This is a genomic window from Stappia albiluteola, assembly GCF_014050225.1.
Lineage (GTDB): Bacteria > Pseudomonadota > Alphaproteobacteria > Rhizobiales > Stappiaceae > Hongsoonwoonella > Hongsoonwoonella albiluteola.
In genome coordinates this window covers 1-15,364 of sequence record NZ_JACFXV010000064.1, presented here as the reverse complement: position 1 = coordinate 15,364, position 15,364 = coordinate 1, and the positions used below count along the sequence as shown (strand labels likewise).

Below are 15,364 nucleotides of genomic sequence, written 5' to 3'. Positions count from 1 at the left end.
GAGCGGGTATCAGTAATCGATGCAGGCTGAAAGACAAACCGCTTTGCTGAACATCAGGCTAATCCTTTCCGGCGTGACATGCCGCGGCCGCCGGCCGCCGCGAACCCGGATGGCGGCGCGATGAGGTCGCAGCGAACCGTCACCGTCTCGCTGGTCGGCAATGCCCTGAAGCAGATCCTCGCGGTGCTGCTGCTGGTGGAAGCCGTGTTTCTCGCCGAAAGCCTCACCGGCCTGCTGGAGCAGGTGCTGCGCAACGGCGGCAAGCTGATCCACGTCGGCTATGCGCTCGGTCTGACGGTTCCCGAAATCTTCGACTTCGCGCTGCCGCTCGCCATCGTTATCGGCCTCTACATTACGCTCTTTTCGGCCCGCGAGGATCGCGAGATCGTGGTGCTTTCGGCTGCCGGCGTCTCCTGGAGCTACATCCCGAAAGTGGCGGTGACGGTCGGTATCGTCGGCTTTTGCGCCAGCCTTGCCGTTTCCGGCTATTTCAATCCCTGGATGGCTTTCGCGAAACGGGCGCTGCTGTTCGACCTGAAGGCGCAGTACATCTTCCAGGCGATCGCCGAGCCCGGCCGGGAAGATGCGATCCAGACGATCCAGGGCAGGACGTTCATCTCGCTGAACAGCGAGAAGGACGGCGAAATCCAGCGCCGCCTCTTCATTCACCAGCCCGGCGAGCCGGTTGGCTGGCGGGTGACACAGGCCGAGGGCTGGGGGCTGAACGGCCCGGACGAAGACGGCCGCTACAGCGTGGCGCTCGGCCAGGTGCGAGCCTACGACTTCCGCGAACAGGCGATATCCGGCGATGCGCTGCTGAGCGAAGGCAAGGGGCCGAACCTGCGCACGCTGCCGGGAACCCTTGCGCCGACCGTTCCGGCCCTGCCGCTGATGCGCATCAACGAAGTGTCGCTGCCCGTTCGGCTCGACAACATTCTGCAGATGATCCCGCGCCGGCTCGTTTCTGCGGAATGGACCTTCTCCGACGTGATCGGAGCCGGCGAGGCGCTGCTGGAGGCCGCGCCGGAAGCGGTACGCCGCCGGGCGGGCGAGATCCTGGCGCGGGCGCTGCTTTGCCTCTTCGCGCCGCTGCTGGCGGTGGCGGCGGTGATCCTGTCGCGCGGCGGCGCGAGCCGCTTCTTCGCGTTGCCGGGTGCCTGCGCCGTGCTGCTGACCATCGACACGGCGTCGCGGGCGATGCTCGGCCAGATCGCCGAAGGCGGGCTCGGGTTGCTGTTCGCTGCTGCCGGGGCCCTGAGCCTCGGCCTTTGCGCGCTGTTGCTGCTGTTTGCCTTCGCCCGCAACGAGCGGCTGGTCATTCCGGCGGGACAGCGGGCATGAGCATGGCTTTCTATCCCGTTCGAAGCGAGCGCAGGAGCCTCGCCGCGCGCCTTCTGACGATTACCGGCATTGCCGGACGGCGGGCGCTCAGGCTTTACCTCTCGGCGGCCGGGCTTGTGATGATGCTCTTTCTCGTGACCGCCTGGTCGATCGATCTTGCCAAGAATTTCGACGAGGTGGCGGAAGTCGCGGCGGCCAGCGACAGCGCGATGGCCCTGGTGCTGACCGAGTACCTGTTCTATCGCGGTGTCGATATCGTGACCCGCCTGCTGCCGGTCGCCTGCTTCATCGGCCTGTTCGTCGCCGAATTCTGGCGGCTCAATCGCCTCGAGAGCACGATCCTCGCCGCTGCCGGCCGTTCGCCGCTGCAGACCCTGACCGTGGTCGCGGTTTTCGGCCTGATCGTCGGCGCGTTGCAGCTGGGGCTGGAACAGACCTGGCGTCCCTCCGCCGTCTTCGCCCAGGTCGATCTCGGTGCCGGCTCCTATGCCAAGCGCTTCAAGCGGGGTCTGACGGGGGGAGCGCGCTGGTTCGTGGTCGGCAGCGACGTCCTGAAGGCGCGCGTGAAATCCGACGACGAGCCGGAGCTGGAGGATGTCGAGCTCTATCGCGGCGCCACCGACGGCAGCCTGAAGGACGTCATCATCGCGAGGCGGGCGGTGCCGACCGGCATTCCCGATATCTGGCAGCTGAGCGATGTCGCCCATTGGGGACCGCTGCCGCAGGAAAAGGGCGAGGAGCGTAGCGGATCGAGCCCGTTCTATCTGCTGTCCCACTACAAGTCGCTGGAACTTCGGCTCCAGTTGCTGCCGGTGCAACTGACTTATTACGGGGTGCCGGCCTTCTACCTGCCGTCCGATGCGCTGACGGGGATCGACGCCGCCCGCTATGCAGTGAAGAAGGCCGAGATCGAGTCGGCGCAGGCCCGGCGCGTGGCGGCGGCCTTCCTGCCCGGTTCCTTCGCCCTGCTCGGCGCAAGCCTCGCCCCGATCGCGGGCGCCGGCCGCGTCCGATCGCTGCGCAAGATCCTGCTGCTCGTCATGTGCGGCTATGTTGCGCTGGTGACGCTGAAGGTGTTCTGGGCGCTCGGCGAACTGGGCACCGTGCCGGCGACCGTGGCGGCCTGGACCGCGATCGTCGCGGCCCTTGGCGGGACGGCGCTTGCGGTGCTGCGCCAGATGCGCCCCGCTGCCTGAAGCCCCACGGAAATCAGTCGGCCTTTCGTGCCGCGACGATGGCCGGGTAGACCTTCTCCGCGGCACGGGCGAACATTCGTTCGTCGTCCACCTCGGCCCAGGCGAGGTCGTCGATACGCTTGCAGGTGATTTCGGTCCGGCGCGCGGCGGCGACGAGCCCGTCCTCGTAGTCGGCTAGCGCGCGCTCGCCGATGAGGGACGGCGCGGCCTGCTTCACCAGCGAAACGGCTTCCGCCGACAGCGCCGTGATGCCGACGAGCTCGCCGTAGTGGCGGTCCGGCCAGCGGTCGGCCTGTTTCGACATGTCGCGCAGGCGGAACTCGCCGTCGCGCGATGCGGGATCCGCCCAGACATAGACCTCGTCGCCCGCTCCCGTCGGCCCCGAAAGGACCAGGGTGGAGCGATCGGCGTCGCGGTCGATGACGTCGAGTGCGCGGGGCTCGTAGACGAGATCCGATTCCAGCACGACGCAGGGGCCATCGAGACCGTCGAGCCCGACCATCAGGCTGTGCAGGCTGCCGCGCTCGACATAGTCCGGGTTGTGGCAGAGGCGGACGTTCCCGGCCCAGCCCTGTGCCGCCTCGCCGTATTTTTCCGCCAGATGGCCGGTGACGACGCGGATGCGGCTGACGCCGCGCTGTCGAAGGTTGGCGATCGATTCCTCGACGAAGCTGCGCTCGCCGAAGCGAAGCAGGCCCTTGGGCGAGAACTCGCCGCGCTGGCCCATGCGGACGCCGCGGCCCGCGGCGAGGATAATGGCAGTAAAATCGAGCATTGCTTCGCCGGATTGTGATAAGCCGTCGAGGTATAGGTCACGAACGAGGGGTGCGGCAAGCAGCATGGAAAGCAGGGCAGGCGGCGCGCGGGCAAAACCGACGCTCGGCACCATTGTCAGGGAATATCGCCACAACAAGCTTGCCGAGGAAATGCGGGGCAACTGGGCCAATGTGCTGCTGCACCGGCTGCCGAGCTTCGCCCTTGTCTGGAGCTGCGCGCGACTTGGCATTACGCCGATCGCCGTGTCGCTGGCTTCCATCGTCGTGGCGCTGGCAATGCCCGCAATGGCCCTGGTCCTTCCCGTCTGGCCGGCCGCCATCGCCGTCTGCGCGGCGGGTTTCCTGTTCCAGGTGCTTGACTGCACCGACGGCGCGCTGGCCCGCACCACGGGCCAGGTTAGCGCCATTGGCGGCACGCTCGATTTCCTCATCGACATGGTGCAATGGGGCCTGCTCTACCTTGCTATCGGCATTCTCGCCGACCGCTATCTCGGGACCGGCGGGTTCTGGTCGGCGCTCGCCATCCTGGCCGGCTGGATGCGGCTCTATGCCCGCATGGCCCGCGACGCGATGACGCCCGTACCGGATGGAGAAAAACGCTTCGCCACGGTTTTCCCCCGCGAGCCCGGCGAGGCGATCGTCGCCGTCATTGCCGGATTGTCCGGCCTCATCCCCTTTCTGGCACTGGTCACGCCCGATCCTGTGCTCGCGCGGGCGGCCGTGATCTTCCTGGTGGTCTATTCGGTGCTCGACCTCGGCGACACGGCGATCGGCATCGCGTCGGCCTGGCGCAAGGGACGCGGAAAGGCGCGATGAAGATCGTCGAAGTCTGCCCCTACGACATGGCCCGCCATGGCGGGGTGCAGAACCATATCCTCGATCTGGCGGCCTGGCTGACGCGCCACGGCCACGAGGTGCGCATCATCGCGCCGCCTCCGCTGAAGGGCGCGGATGTGCCCGGCGTCACCCATGTCGGGCGCTCGAAGCTGATCGGAGTGCTGGGCACGGTGACGGAAATCTCCTATCTGCCGGGCGGCGAGAAGCGCGCGCTTGCCGAAGAGCTCAACGCCTGGGGTGCGGATGTCTTGCACATGCACACGCCCTGGACGCCGCTGCTGGCCTGGCAGGTCTGGCGTGCGGCCAGGCTTCCCTCGGTCGCGACGTTCCACGCAACCCTGCCCGAAAGCGCGCAAAGGGGCCTTTCCGGTTTCGCCTATGGCGCGGCCGGACGCTATTTCCTGAAGCGGCTTGAAGCGGCCGTCGTGCCATCCGTCTCGCCGCTGGCCCATCTGATTCCGCCCCAGGGTGTGGCAGGGCCGCGCATCCTGCCGCCGACGATCGACCTGAGCGACTGGAGGCGGGCGGCGCTTGCAGGCGACAAGCCGACGGATCCGCAAGCACCACATGTGGTGTTCCTCGGCCGGCTGGAGGACAGGAAAGGCGTCGGCGTGCTGCTTGAGGCCTGGAAGGCGGTCGCGGCATGTCTGCCGCGGGCGCGGCTGACCATCGCTGGCAGCGGGCCCCAGCAAAATCTCGTCGACAGCGCCCTGGCGGCGGATTCCGGCAGATCGATCACCCATCTGCCCGCACCGGATCGCGATGCGGCGCGAAAGCTCGTCGCCGAAGCCGATCTTTTCGCGGCCCCTGCACCCTATGGCGAAAGCTTCGGCCTCGTGCTGATCGAGGCGATGGCGGCAGGTACGGTGCCGGTTGCCGCCGCCAATACCGGATATCGCACGGTGTTGGAAGGGGGCGGCGAGAAACTGATGGTGCCGCCGGGCAATGCCGGAGCGCTGGCGGAGAGGATCCTCGAATTGGCCGCGTCTCCCGGCCTCCTGCGCGAGGCTCGGAACTGGGGCATGGAACGGGCGGCGCGCTTCGACGTGGAGGCCGTGGGTCCGCGATACGTGGAGCTTTTCGAGGAAGTCAGGCAGGCTTCTCGAAGGGCGAAGGGTGCGGGAACCAGCGGTTCAGCGTCTTTCGCATGAAGCGGACGACGGCCGGGTTCGGCCTGTGGCCGAAACTGTCGTTCAGCGTGATCGTCTGCGGGCGGCGCCAGTCGAGCATCTTCATCTGCGCCCAGGTCCAGGGAAGGAAATTCTCGATCGACGCATAGCCTTCCATTTTCGCGCTTTGGGCGCGGCTTGCGGCGACGCCCTTACCGGTCGCCATCAGGTAATGCGGATAAAGGTATTCGCCGGGCACGTTGCCGTTGGCGCGAAAGCGCGAGGCGCGGGTCGCCGAAAATTCGCCGGCAAAGCGATCGATCATCGCCTGGAAGTCCGGGGTGTCGATCAACCTCGGTCCGTGGATGATGTAGGCGTGGCGGGCGAGGCCGAAATCGCGCGTCAACGCGGCATTCGCCGTTGCCAGCGCCAGATTCCAGGGGCTTGCCTTCGCCGGGTCGAGTTCGGCATGGACGGCGGTCCGCTTCGCCCGGGTGAAGACCAGCGGCCTGCCGTCCTCCGCAAGAAACGCATCGAGCGACAACGCAGCGGGGATCAGCATGTCGTCTTCCAGATAGAGGAAACGCTCCGAGAGGCCGGGCAGCCTGTGCAGATGGCTGACGATGGCGAAGGAATTGAAGGTCGGCAGGATTTCCGGCGCCATGATCTCGTCGTGATGGACGACCCGGATGCGCGGATGATCCGTGTCGAGCCAGGCGGGAACCTGCGGACGGCAGGTCAGCAGGTAGATGTTGCGCACGAAAGGCGCATTGGCCGCCAGCGAGCGCAGGCTGTATTTCAGGAGTTCGAGATTGTCGCGCGTGCGGTTCGGATTGGTGTCGCGCCTGTCGCCGGCATATTGGCGCAGCATCTCGCCATAGCCGGGAAAGGTATCGTCGACCCAGGTATAGACAACATCGATTGTCGCTTGCCTGCTCATCCCCGGCTTCGTCCCCGTTGATCCCGCGCGGTTTTCTCAGGGCGGGAGCGCGAAGGCAAGCCCCAACGGCCGCAAGGTCCGACACGGTTGCCAAGGACGGGAAGCGGCACTATTCCTGAGCCTGAAAACGGGCGTTCAGGGCCCGGCAGGGGGTAGGATTGCCAGTTCATTCCGGCACGTCGTCAGCCGATATCTTGATCTCGGCCGATTTCGGCACGTCCGGCGTCAAGGTCGGCGCCGTCGATCAGAACTTCCAGGTGCTGGCAAAGGCGGTCGCGCCCTATCCTTTGTCGCTGCCGGCCCGCGACCAGGCGGAGCAGAACCCGCAGGACTGGTGGGATGCGCTCGCCGTCGCGATCCGCCAGCTTTCCGACGCGGTGGAGAACCTTTCCGAACGGACGGCCGCCCTTGTTTTCTGCGCGCAGATGTGCGGCGTCCTGCCCGTCGATGAGGCCGGCGAGCCGCTGCGGCCCTGCCTGATCTGGCTCGACAAGCGGTCGGCCTCCCTGTCGCGCAGCCTGGTGGGCGGATTTCCGTCCTTGTACGGCTATCAGCTTTTCAAGCTGGCAAACTGGCTGCGGCTGGCGAACGGCGCGCCATCCAGGAACGGCATGGACCCCACGGGCAAGATGCTGTGGCTGAAGCAGTACGAACCCGACGTCTTCGACAGAAGCCACAAGCTCCTCGACGTCAAGGACTGGCTGATTCACCGCGCCACCGGCGATTTCTGCATGACCGCGGACAGCGCCAACCTGACCTGGCTGATGGACACGCGCCGCGGCCGCGAGGGCTGGTCGAGCGCGCTTGCCGACCGGGTAGGCCTGCCGCTCGACAAGCTGCCGGCGATCGTCGAAGGCAGCAGCGTGGTCGGGACGCTAACGCGGAAAGCGGCGGCGGACCTCGGGCTTCGGCCCGGATTGCCGGTAGTGGGCGGCGGGGGCGACGCAACCGCAACGGCCGTGGGCTCCGGCGCGGTGGACGACGGCGCGCTGCATATCTATGCCGGCACCAGCAGCTGGGTCAGCGGCTTCTTCTCCCGCCGCATCATCGACGTCGGCAGTTCGTTCGCCACGATCACCAGCAGCATCGGCTACCGTCCGCTGCTGATCGCGACGCAGGAAGCGGCCGGCACCGCCTTCGGCTGGCTGGCGGACCTGCTGGGCTGCGGGAACACCGCCGCGCGGGAGGGCCTGCTGCGCGAGGTCTTTGCCGAACCCGGCATGGCGCAACCTTCCGACCCCTTTTTCACGCCCTGGCTCGCCGGCGAGCGCGTGCCGGTCGACGACAACCGCCTGCGGGCGAGTTTCTACGGCCTGTCCATCCAGCATGACCGCAAGGCAATTGCCCGCTCGGTGGCCGAAGGCGTCGCTTTCAATACGCGCTGGGCCTATTCCAAGGTGATGAAAGTGAAGGCGGCGAAAGCCGACGGGGCCATTCCGCTGGTCGGCGGCGTGGCGCAGAACGCCTATTTCGCCCAAATGCTGGCCGATGCGCTGAACCGTCCGGTCGTCGTCGGCGAACCGCGCTGTTCCGGCGTGCTCGGCGCGGCAGCCATGGCATCCGCCGCCCTTGGCTGGCATGGCGATACCTGGTCGGCGGCGCGCGCCATCGGCAACCGCATGACGGCCTTCTACGAGCCGGAAGCGCGCCGTGTCGCCGAACTCGACGAGCGATACCGGCAGCTCGAGCGCGTCAGAAGCAAGCTCGTCGACCTGTACCGGTCGACGGGCAACGGCGCCTGAGCCCGCATGCCAATCCATCCAGCCCTGCAGGTCTTGCCATGATCGACGGATTGTTCAAACGCCATATCGACCCGCTCTGGGAAAAGGCGGCCGCCCCGCTGATCCGCCTGCAGATGACGCCGAACCAGGTGACGGCGACCGGGCTTGCCCTCGTCGCGCTGGCCGCGGGAGCCTATCTCCTGCATCGCTCCAGCCTCGTGCTCGGCCTGACGCTTGCCGTCGCCTTCGCCTTCGACGCGCTGGACGGAGCGGTGGCCCGCCAGCGTGACATGCGCTCGAAGGCCGGCGGGTATTTCGACGCCATGGTCGACCGCTATCAGGAACTGGTGGTACTGGCGGCGATCGCCCATGTGGCGGGGCTGTGGCCGGCCGCCTTTTTCGCCTTCGCCGGCGGCGTGCTGACGAGCTATGCCAAGGCGCGCACGGCGGTCGAGATCAAGATCGACAACGACGCCTGGCCCGATCTCTTCGAGCGGCTGGAGCGCATCATCTTCCTGTGTGCGCTGCTGATCGTCGACGGTATGGCCGCAGCTGCCGGCCTCGGTTCTTCCTACATCCTGGCAACCGGGTTGGCGATCTACGCATTGCTGGCGAATTTCACCGCGATCCAGCGTACCCGCCGCGCCTTCCACATGCTGAAGGCGCCGACCGACGGCGGAAAGTGACGTCAGGCCTTGCGAGGTCGGCCGAGGGCGCGGATGACGTCCAGGTAGTAGGTGGCAAAGACGGCAAGGCAGAGCGAGATCAGCGCCGGCTCCAGCAGGACATAGGCCCGATAGACCAGCCTGTTGCCGGCGGGCAGATCGACGCCCTTCAGCAGGAACAGACCCAGATAGGCTGCTGCCACCAGCAAACTCGCTGCCGCAAGCGGCGCCCGCAGGCGGCTGACGCGCGGGTCGATCACCTTTCTTGAGGTCACCTCGCCGGGCGGCAGCGGATGTCGCGCCAGGCGGAAGCACATCCAAGCGATCAGGGCCATGACCACCGCCTGGCCGATGAAGAAGGTGTAGCTGCCGAGCATGTGCTCGCGATGATGGTTCGGGAAGGTATAGTGGCTAAGCATCACCATCCCGACGGCAGTCGCGGCCAGGGAGATGGCGAGAAGCACCGTGCCCCGGCGGATCGCAGCCCCCGCGGCGGGGTCGACCTCGTGCAGCCTGCCGCCGCTGCGCCAGTAAAGCCGGCAGACCGGAATGAAGGCCGGGATCAGCATGACGGCGCTCAGGGTGATCCAGAAGGCGAAGGGCTTGCCGATCAGCGGATCGGAAATAGCGCGGCTGATCGTCGGCGGCTTGATGGCCGCGATATCCGGGAAGCGCTCGATATATTCCGCGCGTGCCCGGTAGATCCAGAAATTCACCACCACGATGATGAAGGTCATCGGCGCGATCAGCAGAAGGGTCAGGAGCTTCGACAGGGCCGGCCTCGCAAGTCGAGTCAAGGAGTAGCGCGGGTGACGCGGCATTTCTTAGTGCATCGGGCGGTCCGGTCAAGACCTGCCGGCCAAGCCTTGACTGCCGGTCAGGTTTTGAAGGCGTGGAACCGCCTGATCCAGTAGTTGGAATAGAGTTTATCGGGAAGCGGGCCGTCGAACCAGTCCGCGAAGTCTTCTTTCCAGCGGGCGAGGCGTTCGGGCGACACCTGCGACCAGTCGTCGACGATCGCCACCGGCAGGCCCTCGTACATGGGGTCGAGACTGGTCGTCTTGACGATTGGAACGGAGCGCAGGATCAGCGCCTCCCACGTGCGGTGGCAGTCGATGCTGTTGCCGCGCGGCGAGGCCTCGAAGGAGACCTCCCTGTGGCGCAGCCAGACCTGGTTGCGCGGCGCCTGCCGCGGCTCCCACAGGATGATGTCGCCCTTCGTCATCAGCGCGTCCCGCGCCTCCTGCCGCGCCAGATGCCGCTTCATGGCATGGGGGTGGCGCAGGAACGTATCCATGTTGAGATGGAAATTGCAGTAGACGCGCAGAGGCTTTTCCCGGAACGGCGGGATCTCCTCGCGGATCGCCTTCATGGTCAGCTGCTGGTTGCCGGAGCGGGAGGGAAGCCCCATGTCCCTGCTCTGGTTGGGGCTCGCCGGATCGAGCTTGTGATAGTTGAGGCCGAGCGGCAGCAGCGTGATGAAGCCCGTGTCGGCCCACTCAGGCGCCAGCTCGAAATTCTCCATGAACCAGTGGATCACCTTGCCCGAATTGCGGATCTTTTCCGCGTCGAAACCGGCGGTGGAGTTGTTCTCCCGGGCGCTGACGAGCACGAAGCGCCCCTCCATCCGCTCGAGGATCTCGCCGATGAAGCGCGGCATGTGCATGGTGTTCACGAAAACCACCGTGCCGTCGGCGATCGGCCGGAAGAACTCCGCCGGCGGATCCTCCTCGAACTCGTCCCAGATGAGGTCGCAGCCGTCACGCATGACCGTGGAGGAGACATACATATCCCGCTCTTCCGCGTCCTCCTGTTCGCTGGAGAAGGAATAGACGCGCGCCCGGTTGCGCCAGGTCGGATCGATGGCGCGCATCACCGCCTTGCGCAACGGATAGTAGCGGTAGCCGATGACGAGACCGACCGCGACCGCGATCGCCGCAGCGGCGGGAAGAAACAGCCAGTTCATTCAGGATCGCCTTTTCGCAGGCTGCCCTGCCGCGGCACCGGGTCGCAGACAGGATCGATGCTCCGGAGGCCGGAGAAGCGTCATGAACCGCCGACCATCGCCCCGGCAGGCTGCGCCAGCCGCATGGCGCCCCGCGCCGGCCGGGTATCTGCGACGATGCGCCCGGCATCCATCTTGATCAGCCGGTCGCATTTGTCGAAGCAGTGCTCGTCGTGGGTGACCGCGATCACCAGATGGCCGGCCCTCGCCATCTGCGGCACCAGAATGTCGTAGAAGAACGCGCGCCGCGCCGGATCCTGATCGGCGGCGAACTCGTCCAGCACCACGATCGGGCGCTTTTCAGCCAGCGCGATCGCCAGCGCCAGCCGCCGCTTCTGGCCGGTGGACAGCGACAGGGTGGAGAAGCGGTCGCCTGCGATCGACACGCGATGGGCAAGGTCGAGCTCGTCGATATGCAGGTCGAGCGCCGCGCATTCCTCCTCGCTCATGCCGTAGAGCTTGGAAAAGAGATGGAACTCGCTGAAGACCGCGCTGAACAGGCTGCGGTAATGGCCAAGCGAGGCCTCGTTCACCGGCTCGCCGTCGACGAGGATCTCGCCGCTATCGGGCCGGCGCAAGCCGGTGAGCACCGAGAGGAACGTCGACTTGCCCGCGCCGTTGCCGCCGGTGATGAAGACGACCTCGCCCGGGGTCAGCGTGAGATCGATCGGCCCGGCGACGAAGGTGTCGCCGGCCGCATCCCCGCCCGGAACATGGCTGGAAAGCCGCGTCGTCACGCCCTTGAGCTCGATGCGCCCGAAAGTGGGACGGTCCGGCAGCAGCCTGTCGGCGCCGGCTTCCGCATCCGCGGCGAGGTCGCGCTCCAATTGGTCGATCAGGTGCTTGGAGACGGCCGCCCGCGAGAAGGCGGACAGGTTGCCCAGCACCGTCTCGATCGGCCCGTAGGTCATCAGCACCACCGTCAGGATCTGCAGCACGGTAGCCGTGTCGGCCCCGGCGACGATCGGCAGGCCGACCACGACGGCGGTCAAAAGCCCCATCATCGCCCCTTGCGCCAGGACCTGGCCGAGGCTGTAGAAACGCTCGGCGGAGATAGTCAGCGCGCGGTTCTCGCGGGTGATGTTTTCGATATCGGCCTGCAGGGCTTGCTTGCGGGCGCCGCGCAGCCGCAGCTCCTTGTAGCCGCGCAGGACGTCGTTCACCCGGTCGAAATAGAGCCATTCCGCCCGCGAGGCGCGCTCCGCCGTCGCCTGGGCCGGACGCTGGGCAAGGATGTAGCCGGAGCCGCCGACCATCACCGCGATCAGCACGGCGATGCCGCTCGGCCAGGACAGGTAGAAGAGATAGGGCGCGCAGACGACGAGCAGCAGCGCCGCCTCGATCGACTGGATCATGTTGACCGACGCGCGCGAGACCTTATTCACCTCCTGCGTAACGATCGAATAGACCTTGCCCTGGTCGTGCCGGGCAAGGAACGACGCGTTGGCATTCAGCAGCTGGCGGCTGAAGCTCGCGCGCATGCGGTTTTTCATCGCCTCGACCAGGCGGAAGCTGCGGATGCGGGCGAGATGCGAGAAATACAGCGTGGAGACGATGCAGATGCCGAGCAGCACCACATAGCTTGTCGAGATCACGCCGCTGGCCGCCAGGTTGTTGATGGCGAACACCATGCCCGCCCGCGTCATGCTGGCCAGGATCGCGAAGGCCAGCACGGGGCTGCGCGCAAGGCCTCCTTCCTTCAGCAGGAAGGAACAGAGAATGAGAATGCTCTTCGTGGGGGAACTTCGTTTCGGCAACTGGCTCACCGCGCACCTCCGCGGCAGGCGCATGCGGCGATCGACATCGAAGCGGGTCCGGGCGGGATCTCTACCGGGCTGATTGTCCAGACTGGATCTCGCATGGGCTCCTGCAGGTGACGGTTCATGACACGCGGCGCCGGCCGGCGCACCGCCCATGCGGGAGACCACAGCATTGCGCACCGTCCCCGCGTCGGACTTTCCTCAACTTCTAGGACCTTCGCCCGCACCGGGCAAGGCGGAGACGGGCTTTTGCGGGCGACTGGGCGAAACTAGAGCTGGACTGTGTGCCGGCGAACACGGTTTTTGCGACAAAACCGCCTTTCCCCAGCCCGCGACAAAGCGATTGCCGAAAGCGGGCTAATCGGTTATCCCTGCCCCCATTGCGACCTCTCGTCGCCGAAAGCACCCGTAGCTCAGCTGGATAGAGCGCTGCCCTCCGAAGGCAGAGGTCACAGGTTCGAATCCTGTCGGGTGCGCCAAGCTTTCCTGCAAAGTCCCCGCAAGTATCTCTAATCATTGGCCTAATCTAGGTCGCGGCAATCGTTCGCGCCTAAGGGTAGACCAAATGGTAGACCAAAAGTGCGTCAACACGTTCCGAAAGAGGGGCGTCTATTATTTCTCAAAGCGCGTTCCAAAGGATGTCGAGAAGCACTACGCCACCCCGCGAATTGTATTTTCGCTAGGCACTCGATCCGCTCGAGTGGCTCGCAGCCGTGTTCGGTCAACGCTTACGCATCTTGAAGAGTTCTGGGTCGCGCTGAGGCTTTCCGAAGGCGCCTATCAGGGAAGCCAAATTGGCCGCCCTCACCATAAAAAGGCGCAGGTTCGGATGCCGACGCTAAGGGAGGCCTTGAGTTACTATTTGAAGATGAAAGGCAACGGCAGAGGAAAGGTATTTGAGAATACATCGGCTCGATCTATAAATTATGCTATAAATATTATCGGAAATAATAGAATAGATCAATATAAAAGAGATGAAATCTTAAAATATAGAGACGCTTTGACAAATAGGGGGTTATCAAACTCAAGCGTGAGACGCGTATTCGCTTCATTTAGGTCTATATTTCGGTTTGTAGCATCAGAGAATGGACTTGATACTACACCAATATTCGCCGGAATTTTTCTTGGAACTGCCGAGTCAGTTAAAAAACGGAAACCTATTCCTGATCACGGATTGAAGAGAGTTCAAACCGAATGTAGACGAGTTGACGATGATATCCGACACCTCATCGCGCTGGTCTCAGATACTGGCTTGCGTTTGGCGGAAGCCATTGGGCTTGTAAAAGATGACGTTATTCTCGATCAAGCGCATCCTCATCTCATCGTTCGTCCACATCCGTGGCGCAGATTGAAGACACCTAGCAGCGAACGCGTTGTACCACTTGTAGGAGCCGCGCTTTGGGCCGTAACGCGGGCTATGGAAACTGATGGCCGTTTCTTGTTTAAACGCTACTGCGACGAGGCAGCTTGCAAGGCGTCGCATGCGAGCAACTCTCTCAATAAATGGCTCTCAAACCACGTCGCCGACGGGGCAGTCATGCATTCGTTTCGCCACTCACTCCGGGATAGGCTGCGCGCGGTTGAATGTCCTGCGGAAATTGTCGACGAAATAGGCGGTTGGTCCAGCAACAACGTCGGGCGATCTTATGGAGATGGCTACCCCATATCGGTGAAAGCGTCATGGATGGCAAAGATTGCACAAATTCAATTTTGAGAATTTGGATCGCACCTTAACGGATGTTCGTCAGGCGTTAACTGTCGACCCTCTATGAGGATCTGCGCCCTTATTGACAAAAGCAACTCCGAACCGCCAAGCAGAACCGCCTATTAAATCGCCTGACCTATCGATCTGCGCAGCATAGTTTAATTGGCCGTTTATACGGTTCCTGTCTGTTTCACGCTTGCGGTCGTTGCAACTGAAATGTCGAAATGCGCGAACTCGACTAGCGGTAACTTTCGATTTTAGATCGCGTCACCTTCACATGTGACAAGCCGACCGAGTCCAGAAAGGCGCGCATCCAGTTGATGTTGGACCTGTGCTTTGGTCCAAGGATTACCTCTTGGATCGCCTGTCGTGCCGGATCAGCCATTAGGCAGGGAATGAAGGGGCGCACCGATATACTATCAGCAAAATAATCGATTTCCTCCAAAGGCACCCGGTGCCGATAGCGCAGTAGTCGCCACTCCTTTTCTTCATGAAACGACTGAGGCTTGGTTCCGTAGACGCGAAAGTGCAGCGGCGCGAGAACTTTCATCAATCGAGACATAAGATCAGCAGCGTCCTCTCGTTGGCCTCGGAAAAGGCTTTGGAGGTTTTTCTGTCGATCGGCCAACGCACTAAGTACGTACTCCCTCGTCTTGCCGTCATTTAGCCTCACGAATTCGCCATACTTGAAAAACTTGCCCTTCACCTCTTCCGCGAACGGGGCAAGTGTTTGCCGAAGTCCTTCTTCGCCATATTCGACCTTTATCAATTCGAAGAACTGCGCTCCAAAATTAACCGGACCAAAGTCCCTCGTTAAGGTCTCTGGATCAAATCCGATGGCAATTCCGGTTCCATCGCGCGCATATGCGCGCCATTGGCTTAGCAAGTCCCCTTTCTCAGAAAGACAGAGTGCGAAGCCCTCTGTGGATTCCGGATAGCCATCTACGATGACGGATACCACCTCCACTACGCCTCTCGGCAGTCCGGTTGCGGTCAGTAGCTGAGCAAATACTCGGCCCAGAACGCGTCCTTCGAGGCTATCGTTTGCCGCTGAAAGTGCAGAAAGGCGAAACACACGCGACTGCAGGATGGCAAAGGCAGTTTGCGTGGCACAGTAATGGTATAGATATTGCCCCGACTTCATGAGGCCTCCAAAAAATTATCTTGCAATGTCATGATGCTAGGCACGTTACTAATCTCGGGCAACGTTCGTTGACGCCCCTCTTTCGGAACGTGTTGACGCACTTTTGGTCTACCATTTGGTCTACCCTTAGGCGCGAACGATTGCCGCGACCTAGATTAGGCCAAT

13 protein-coding genes, 1 tRNA gene and 1 pseudogene are annotated in these 15,364 nt (G+C 63.8%); 9 read left to right on the top strand and 6 right to left on the bottom strand.

The features are described from left to right. Nucleotides 1–120 precede the first annotated feature (120 nt). On the top strand, nucleotides 121–1,341 hold the full coding sequence (locus tag H2509_RS16585; RefSeq protein WP_182167346.1) for an LptF/LptG family permease: 1,221 nt from the start codon (nucleotides 121–123) through the stop codon (nucleotides 1,339–1,341). Continuing rightward, entirely contained in the window at nucleotides 1,338–2,537 is a 1,200-nt protein-coding gene (locus H2509_RS16580) for an LptF/LptG family permease (RefSeq protein WP_182167344.1), read from the top strand. Before H2509_RS16585 ends, H2509_RS16580 begins: the two co-directional genes overlap by 4 nt. A gap of 13 nt (nucleotides 2,538–2,550) precedes the next feature. On the opposite strand, the gene H2509_RS16575 is transcribed toward H2509_RS16580, so the two are convergent. Further along, nucleotides 2,551–3,312, bottom strand: a complete 762-nt coding sequence (locus tag H2509_RS16575) for a phosphocholine cytidylyltransferase family protein (RefSeq protein ID WP_182167342.1) — start codon at nucleotides 3,310–3,312, stop codon at nucleotides 2,551–2,553. A gap of 64 nt (nucleotides 3,313–3,376) precedes the next feature. Between H2509_RS16575 and H2509_RS16570 the strand changes: the two genes are divergently transcribed. Next, nucleotides 3,377–4,129 carry a CDP-alcohol phosphatidyltransferase family protein gene (locus H2509_RS16570; protein ID WP_182167340.1) on the top strand — a complete coding sequence of 251 codons (753 nt, stop codon included), beginning with the start codon at nucleotides 3,377–3,379 and terminating at the stop codon, nucleotides 4,127–4,129. Beyond that, nucleotides 4,126–5,301, top strand: a complete 1,176-nt coding sequence (locus H2509_RS16565) for a glycosyltransferase family 4 protein (RefSeq protein WP_182167338.1) — start codon at nucleotides 4,126–4,128, stop codon at nucleotides 5,299–5,301. Before H2509_RS16570 ends, H2509_RS16565 begins: the two co-directional genes overlap by 4 nt. On the opposite strand, the gene H2509_RS16560 is transcribed toward H2509_RS16565, so the two are convergent. Beyond that, complete coding sequence (locus H2509_RS16560) at nucleotides 5,240–6,199, bottom strand: stealth conserved region 3 domain-containing protein (protein WP_182167336.1); 960 nt, start codon at nucleotides 6,197–6,199, stop codon at nucleotides 5,240–5,242. The genes H2509_RS16565 and H2509_RS16560 overlap by 62 nt on opposite strands. Before the next feature lie 158 nt (nucleotides 6,200–6,357). Between H2509_RS16560 and H2509_RS16555 the strand changes: the two genes are divergently transcribed. Both H2509_RS16555 and H2509_RS16550 read left to right on the top strand, forming a co-directional pair. Continuing rightward, nucleotides 6,358–7,941 (top strand): xylulokinase, encoded by a 1,584-nt coding sequence (locus tag H2509_RS16555; protein ID WP_182167334.1) that lies wholly within the window; start codon nucleotides 6,358–6,360, stop codon nucleotides 7,939–7,941. 38 nt (nucleotides 7,942–7,979) lie between these two features. Next, a complete protein-coding gene (locus H2509_RS16550) occupies nucleotides 7,980–8,606 on the top strand; it encodes a CDP-alcohol phosphatidyltransferase family protein (RefSeq protein WP_182167332.1) in 627 nt (208 codons plus the stop codon). A gap of 2 nt (nucleotides 8,607–8,608) precedes the next feature. Here H2509_RS16550 and H2509_RS16545 read toward each other — a convergent pair whose 3' ends face one another. From H2509_RS16545 to H2509_RS16535, 3 genes are all read right to left on the bottom strand, one after another. Further along, nucleotides 8,609–9,382 (bottom strand): hypothetical protein, encoded by a 774-nt coding sequence (locus H2509_RS16545; protein ID WP_182167330.1) that lies wholly within the window; start codon nucleotides 9,380–9,382, stop codon nucleotides 8,609–8,611. Between the two features lie 80 nt (nucleotides 9,383–9,462). Further along, on the bottom strand, nucleotides 9,463–10,551 hold the full coding sequence (locus H2509_RS16540) for a hypothetical protein (protein ID WP_182167328.1): 1,089 nt from the start codon (nucleotides 10,549–10,551) through the stop codon (nucleotides 9,463–9,465). A gap of 80 nt (nucleotides 10,552–10,631) precedes the next feature. Further along, complete coding sequence (locus H2509_RS16535; protein WP_182167326.1) at nucleotides 10,632–12,356, bottom strand: cyclic peptide export ABC transporter; 1,725 nt, start codon at nucleotides 12,354–12,356, stop codon at nucleotides 10,632–10,634. Nucleotides 12,357–12,752: 396 nt separating this feature from the next. Between H2509_RS16535 and H2509_RS16530 the strand changes: the two genes are divergently transcribed. The 3 genes and pseudogenes from H2509_RS16530 (at nucleotide 12,753) to H2509_RS16525 (ending at nucleotide 14,064) form a co-directional block, all read left to right on the top strand. Continuing rightward, nucleotides 12,753–12,829, top strand: a tRNA-Arg gene (locus H2509_RS16530). A gap of 86 nt (nucleotides 12,830–12,915) precedes the next feature. Next, nucleotides 12,916–13,101 (top strand): annotated as a pseudogene (locus H2509_RS21280) (DUF6538 domain-containing protein); the annotation flags it as partial. A 99-nt stretch (nucleotides 13,102–13,200) separates the two neighbouring features. Beyond that, entirely contained in the window at nucleotides 13,201–14,064 is an 864-nt protein-coding gene (locus tag H2509_RS16525) for a site-specific integrase (RefSeq protein ID WP_182167324.1), read from the top strand. A 229-nt stretch (nucleotides 14,065–14,293) separates the two neighbouring features. Here H2509_RS16525 and H2509_RS16520 read toward each other — a convergent pair whose 3' ends face one another. After that, nucleotides 14,294–15,199 (bottom strand): DUF2971 domain-containing protein, encoded by a 906-nt coding sequence (locus H2509_RS16520; RefSeq protein ID WP_182167322.1) that lies wholly within the window; start codon nucleotides 15,197–15,199, stop codon nucleotides 14,294–14,296. Between the last annotated feature and the right edge of the window lie 165 nt (nucleotides 15,200–15,364).

Coding starts and splice junctions, on each gene's coding strand:
- H2509_RS16575 (WP_182167342.1), bottom strand. CDS start 3,312: ATGCTCGATTTTACTGCCATTATCCTCGCCGCGGGCCGCGGCGTCCGC.
- H2509_RS16565 (WP_182167338.1), top strand. CDS start 4,126: ATGAAGATCGTCGAAGTCTGCCCCTACGACATGGCCCGCCATGGCGGG.
- H2509_RS16580 (WP_182167344.1), top strand. CDS start 1,338: ATGAGCATGGCTTTCTATCCCGTTCGAAGCGAGCGCAGGAGCCTCGCC.
- H2509_RS16540 (WP_182167328.1), bottom strand. CDS start 10,551: ATGAACTGGCTGTTTCTTCCCGCCGCTGCGGCGATCGCGGTCGCGGTC.
- H2509_RS16550 (WP_182167332.1), top strand. CDS start 7,980: ATGATCGACGGATTGTTCAAACGCCATATCGACCCGCTCTGGGAAAAG.
- H2509_RS16520 (WP_182167322.1), bottom strand. CDS start 15,199: ATGAAGTCGGGGCAATATCTATACCATTACTGTGCCACGCAAACTGCC.
- H2509_RS16570 (WP_182167340.1), top strand. CDS start 3,377: ATGGAAAGCAGGGCAGGCGGCGCGCGGGCAAAACCGACGCTCGGCACC.
- H2509_RS16585 (WP_182167346.1), top strand. CDS start 121: ATGAGGTCGCAGCGAACCGTCACCGTCTCGCTGGTCGGCAATGCCCTG.
- H2509_RS16560 (WP_182167336.1), bottom strand. CDS start 6,199: ATGAGCAGGCAAGCGACAATCGATGTTGTCTATACCTGGGTCGACGAT.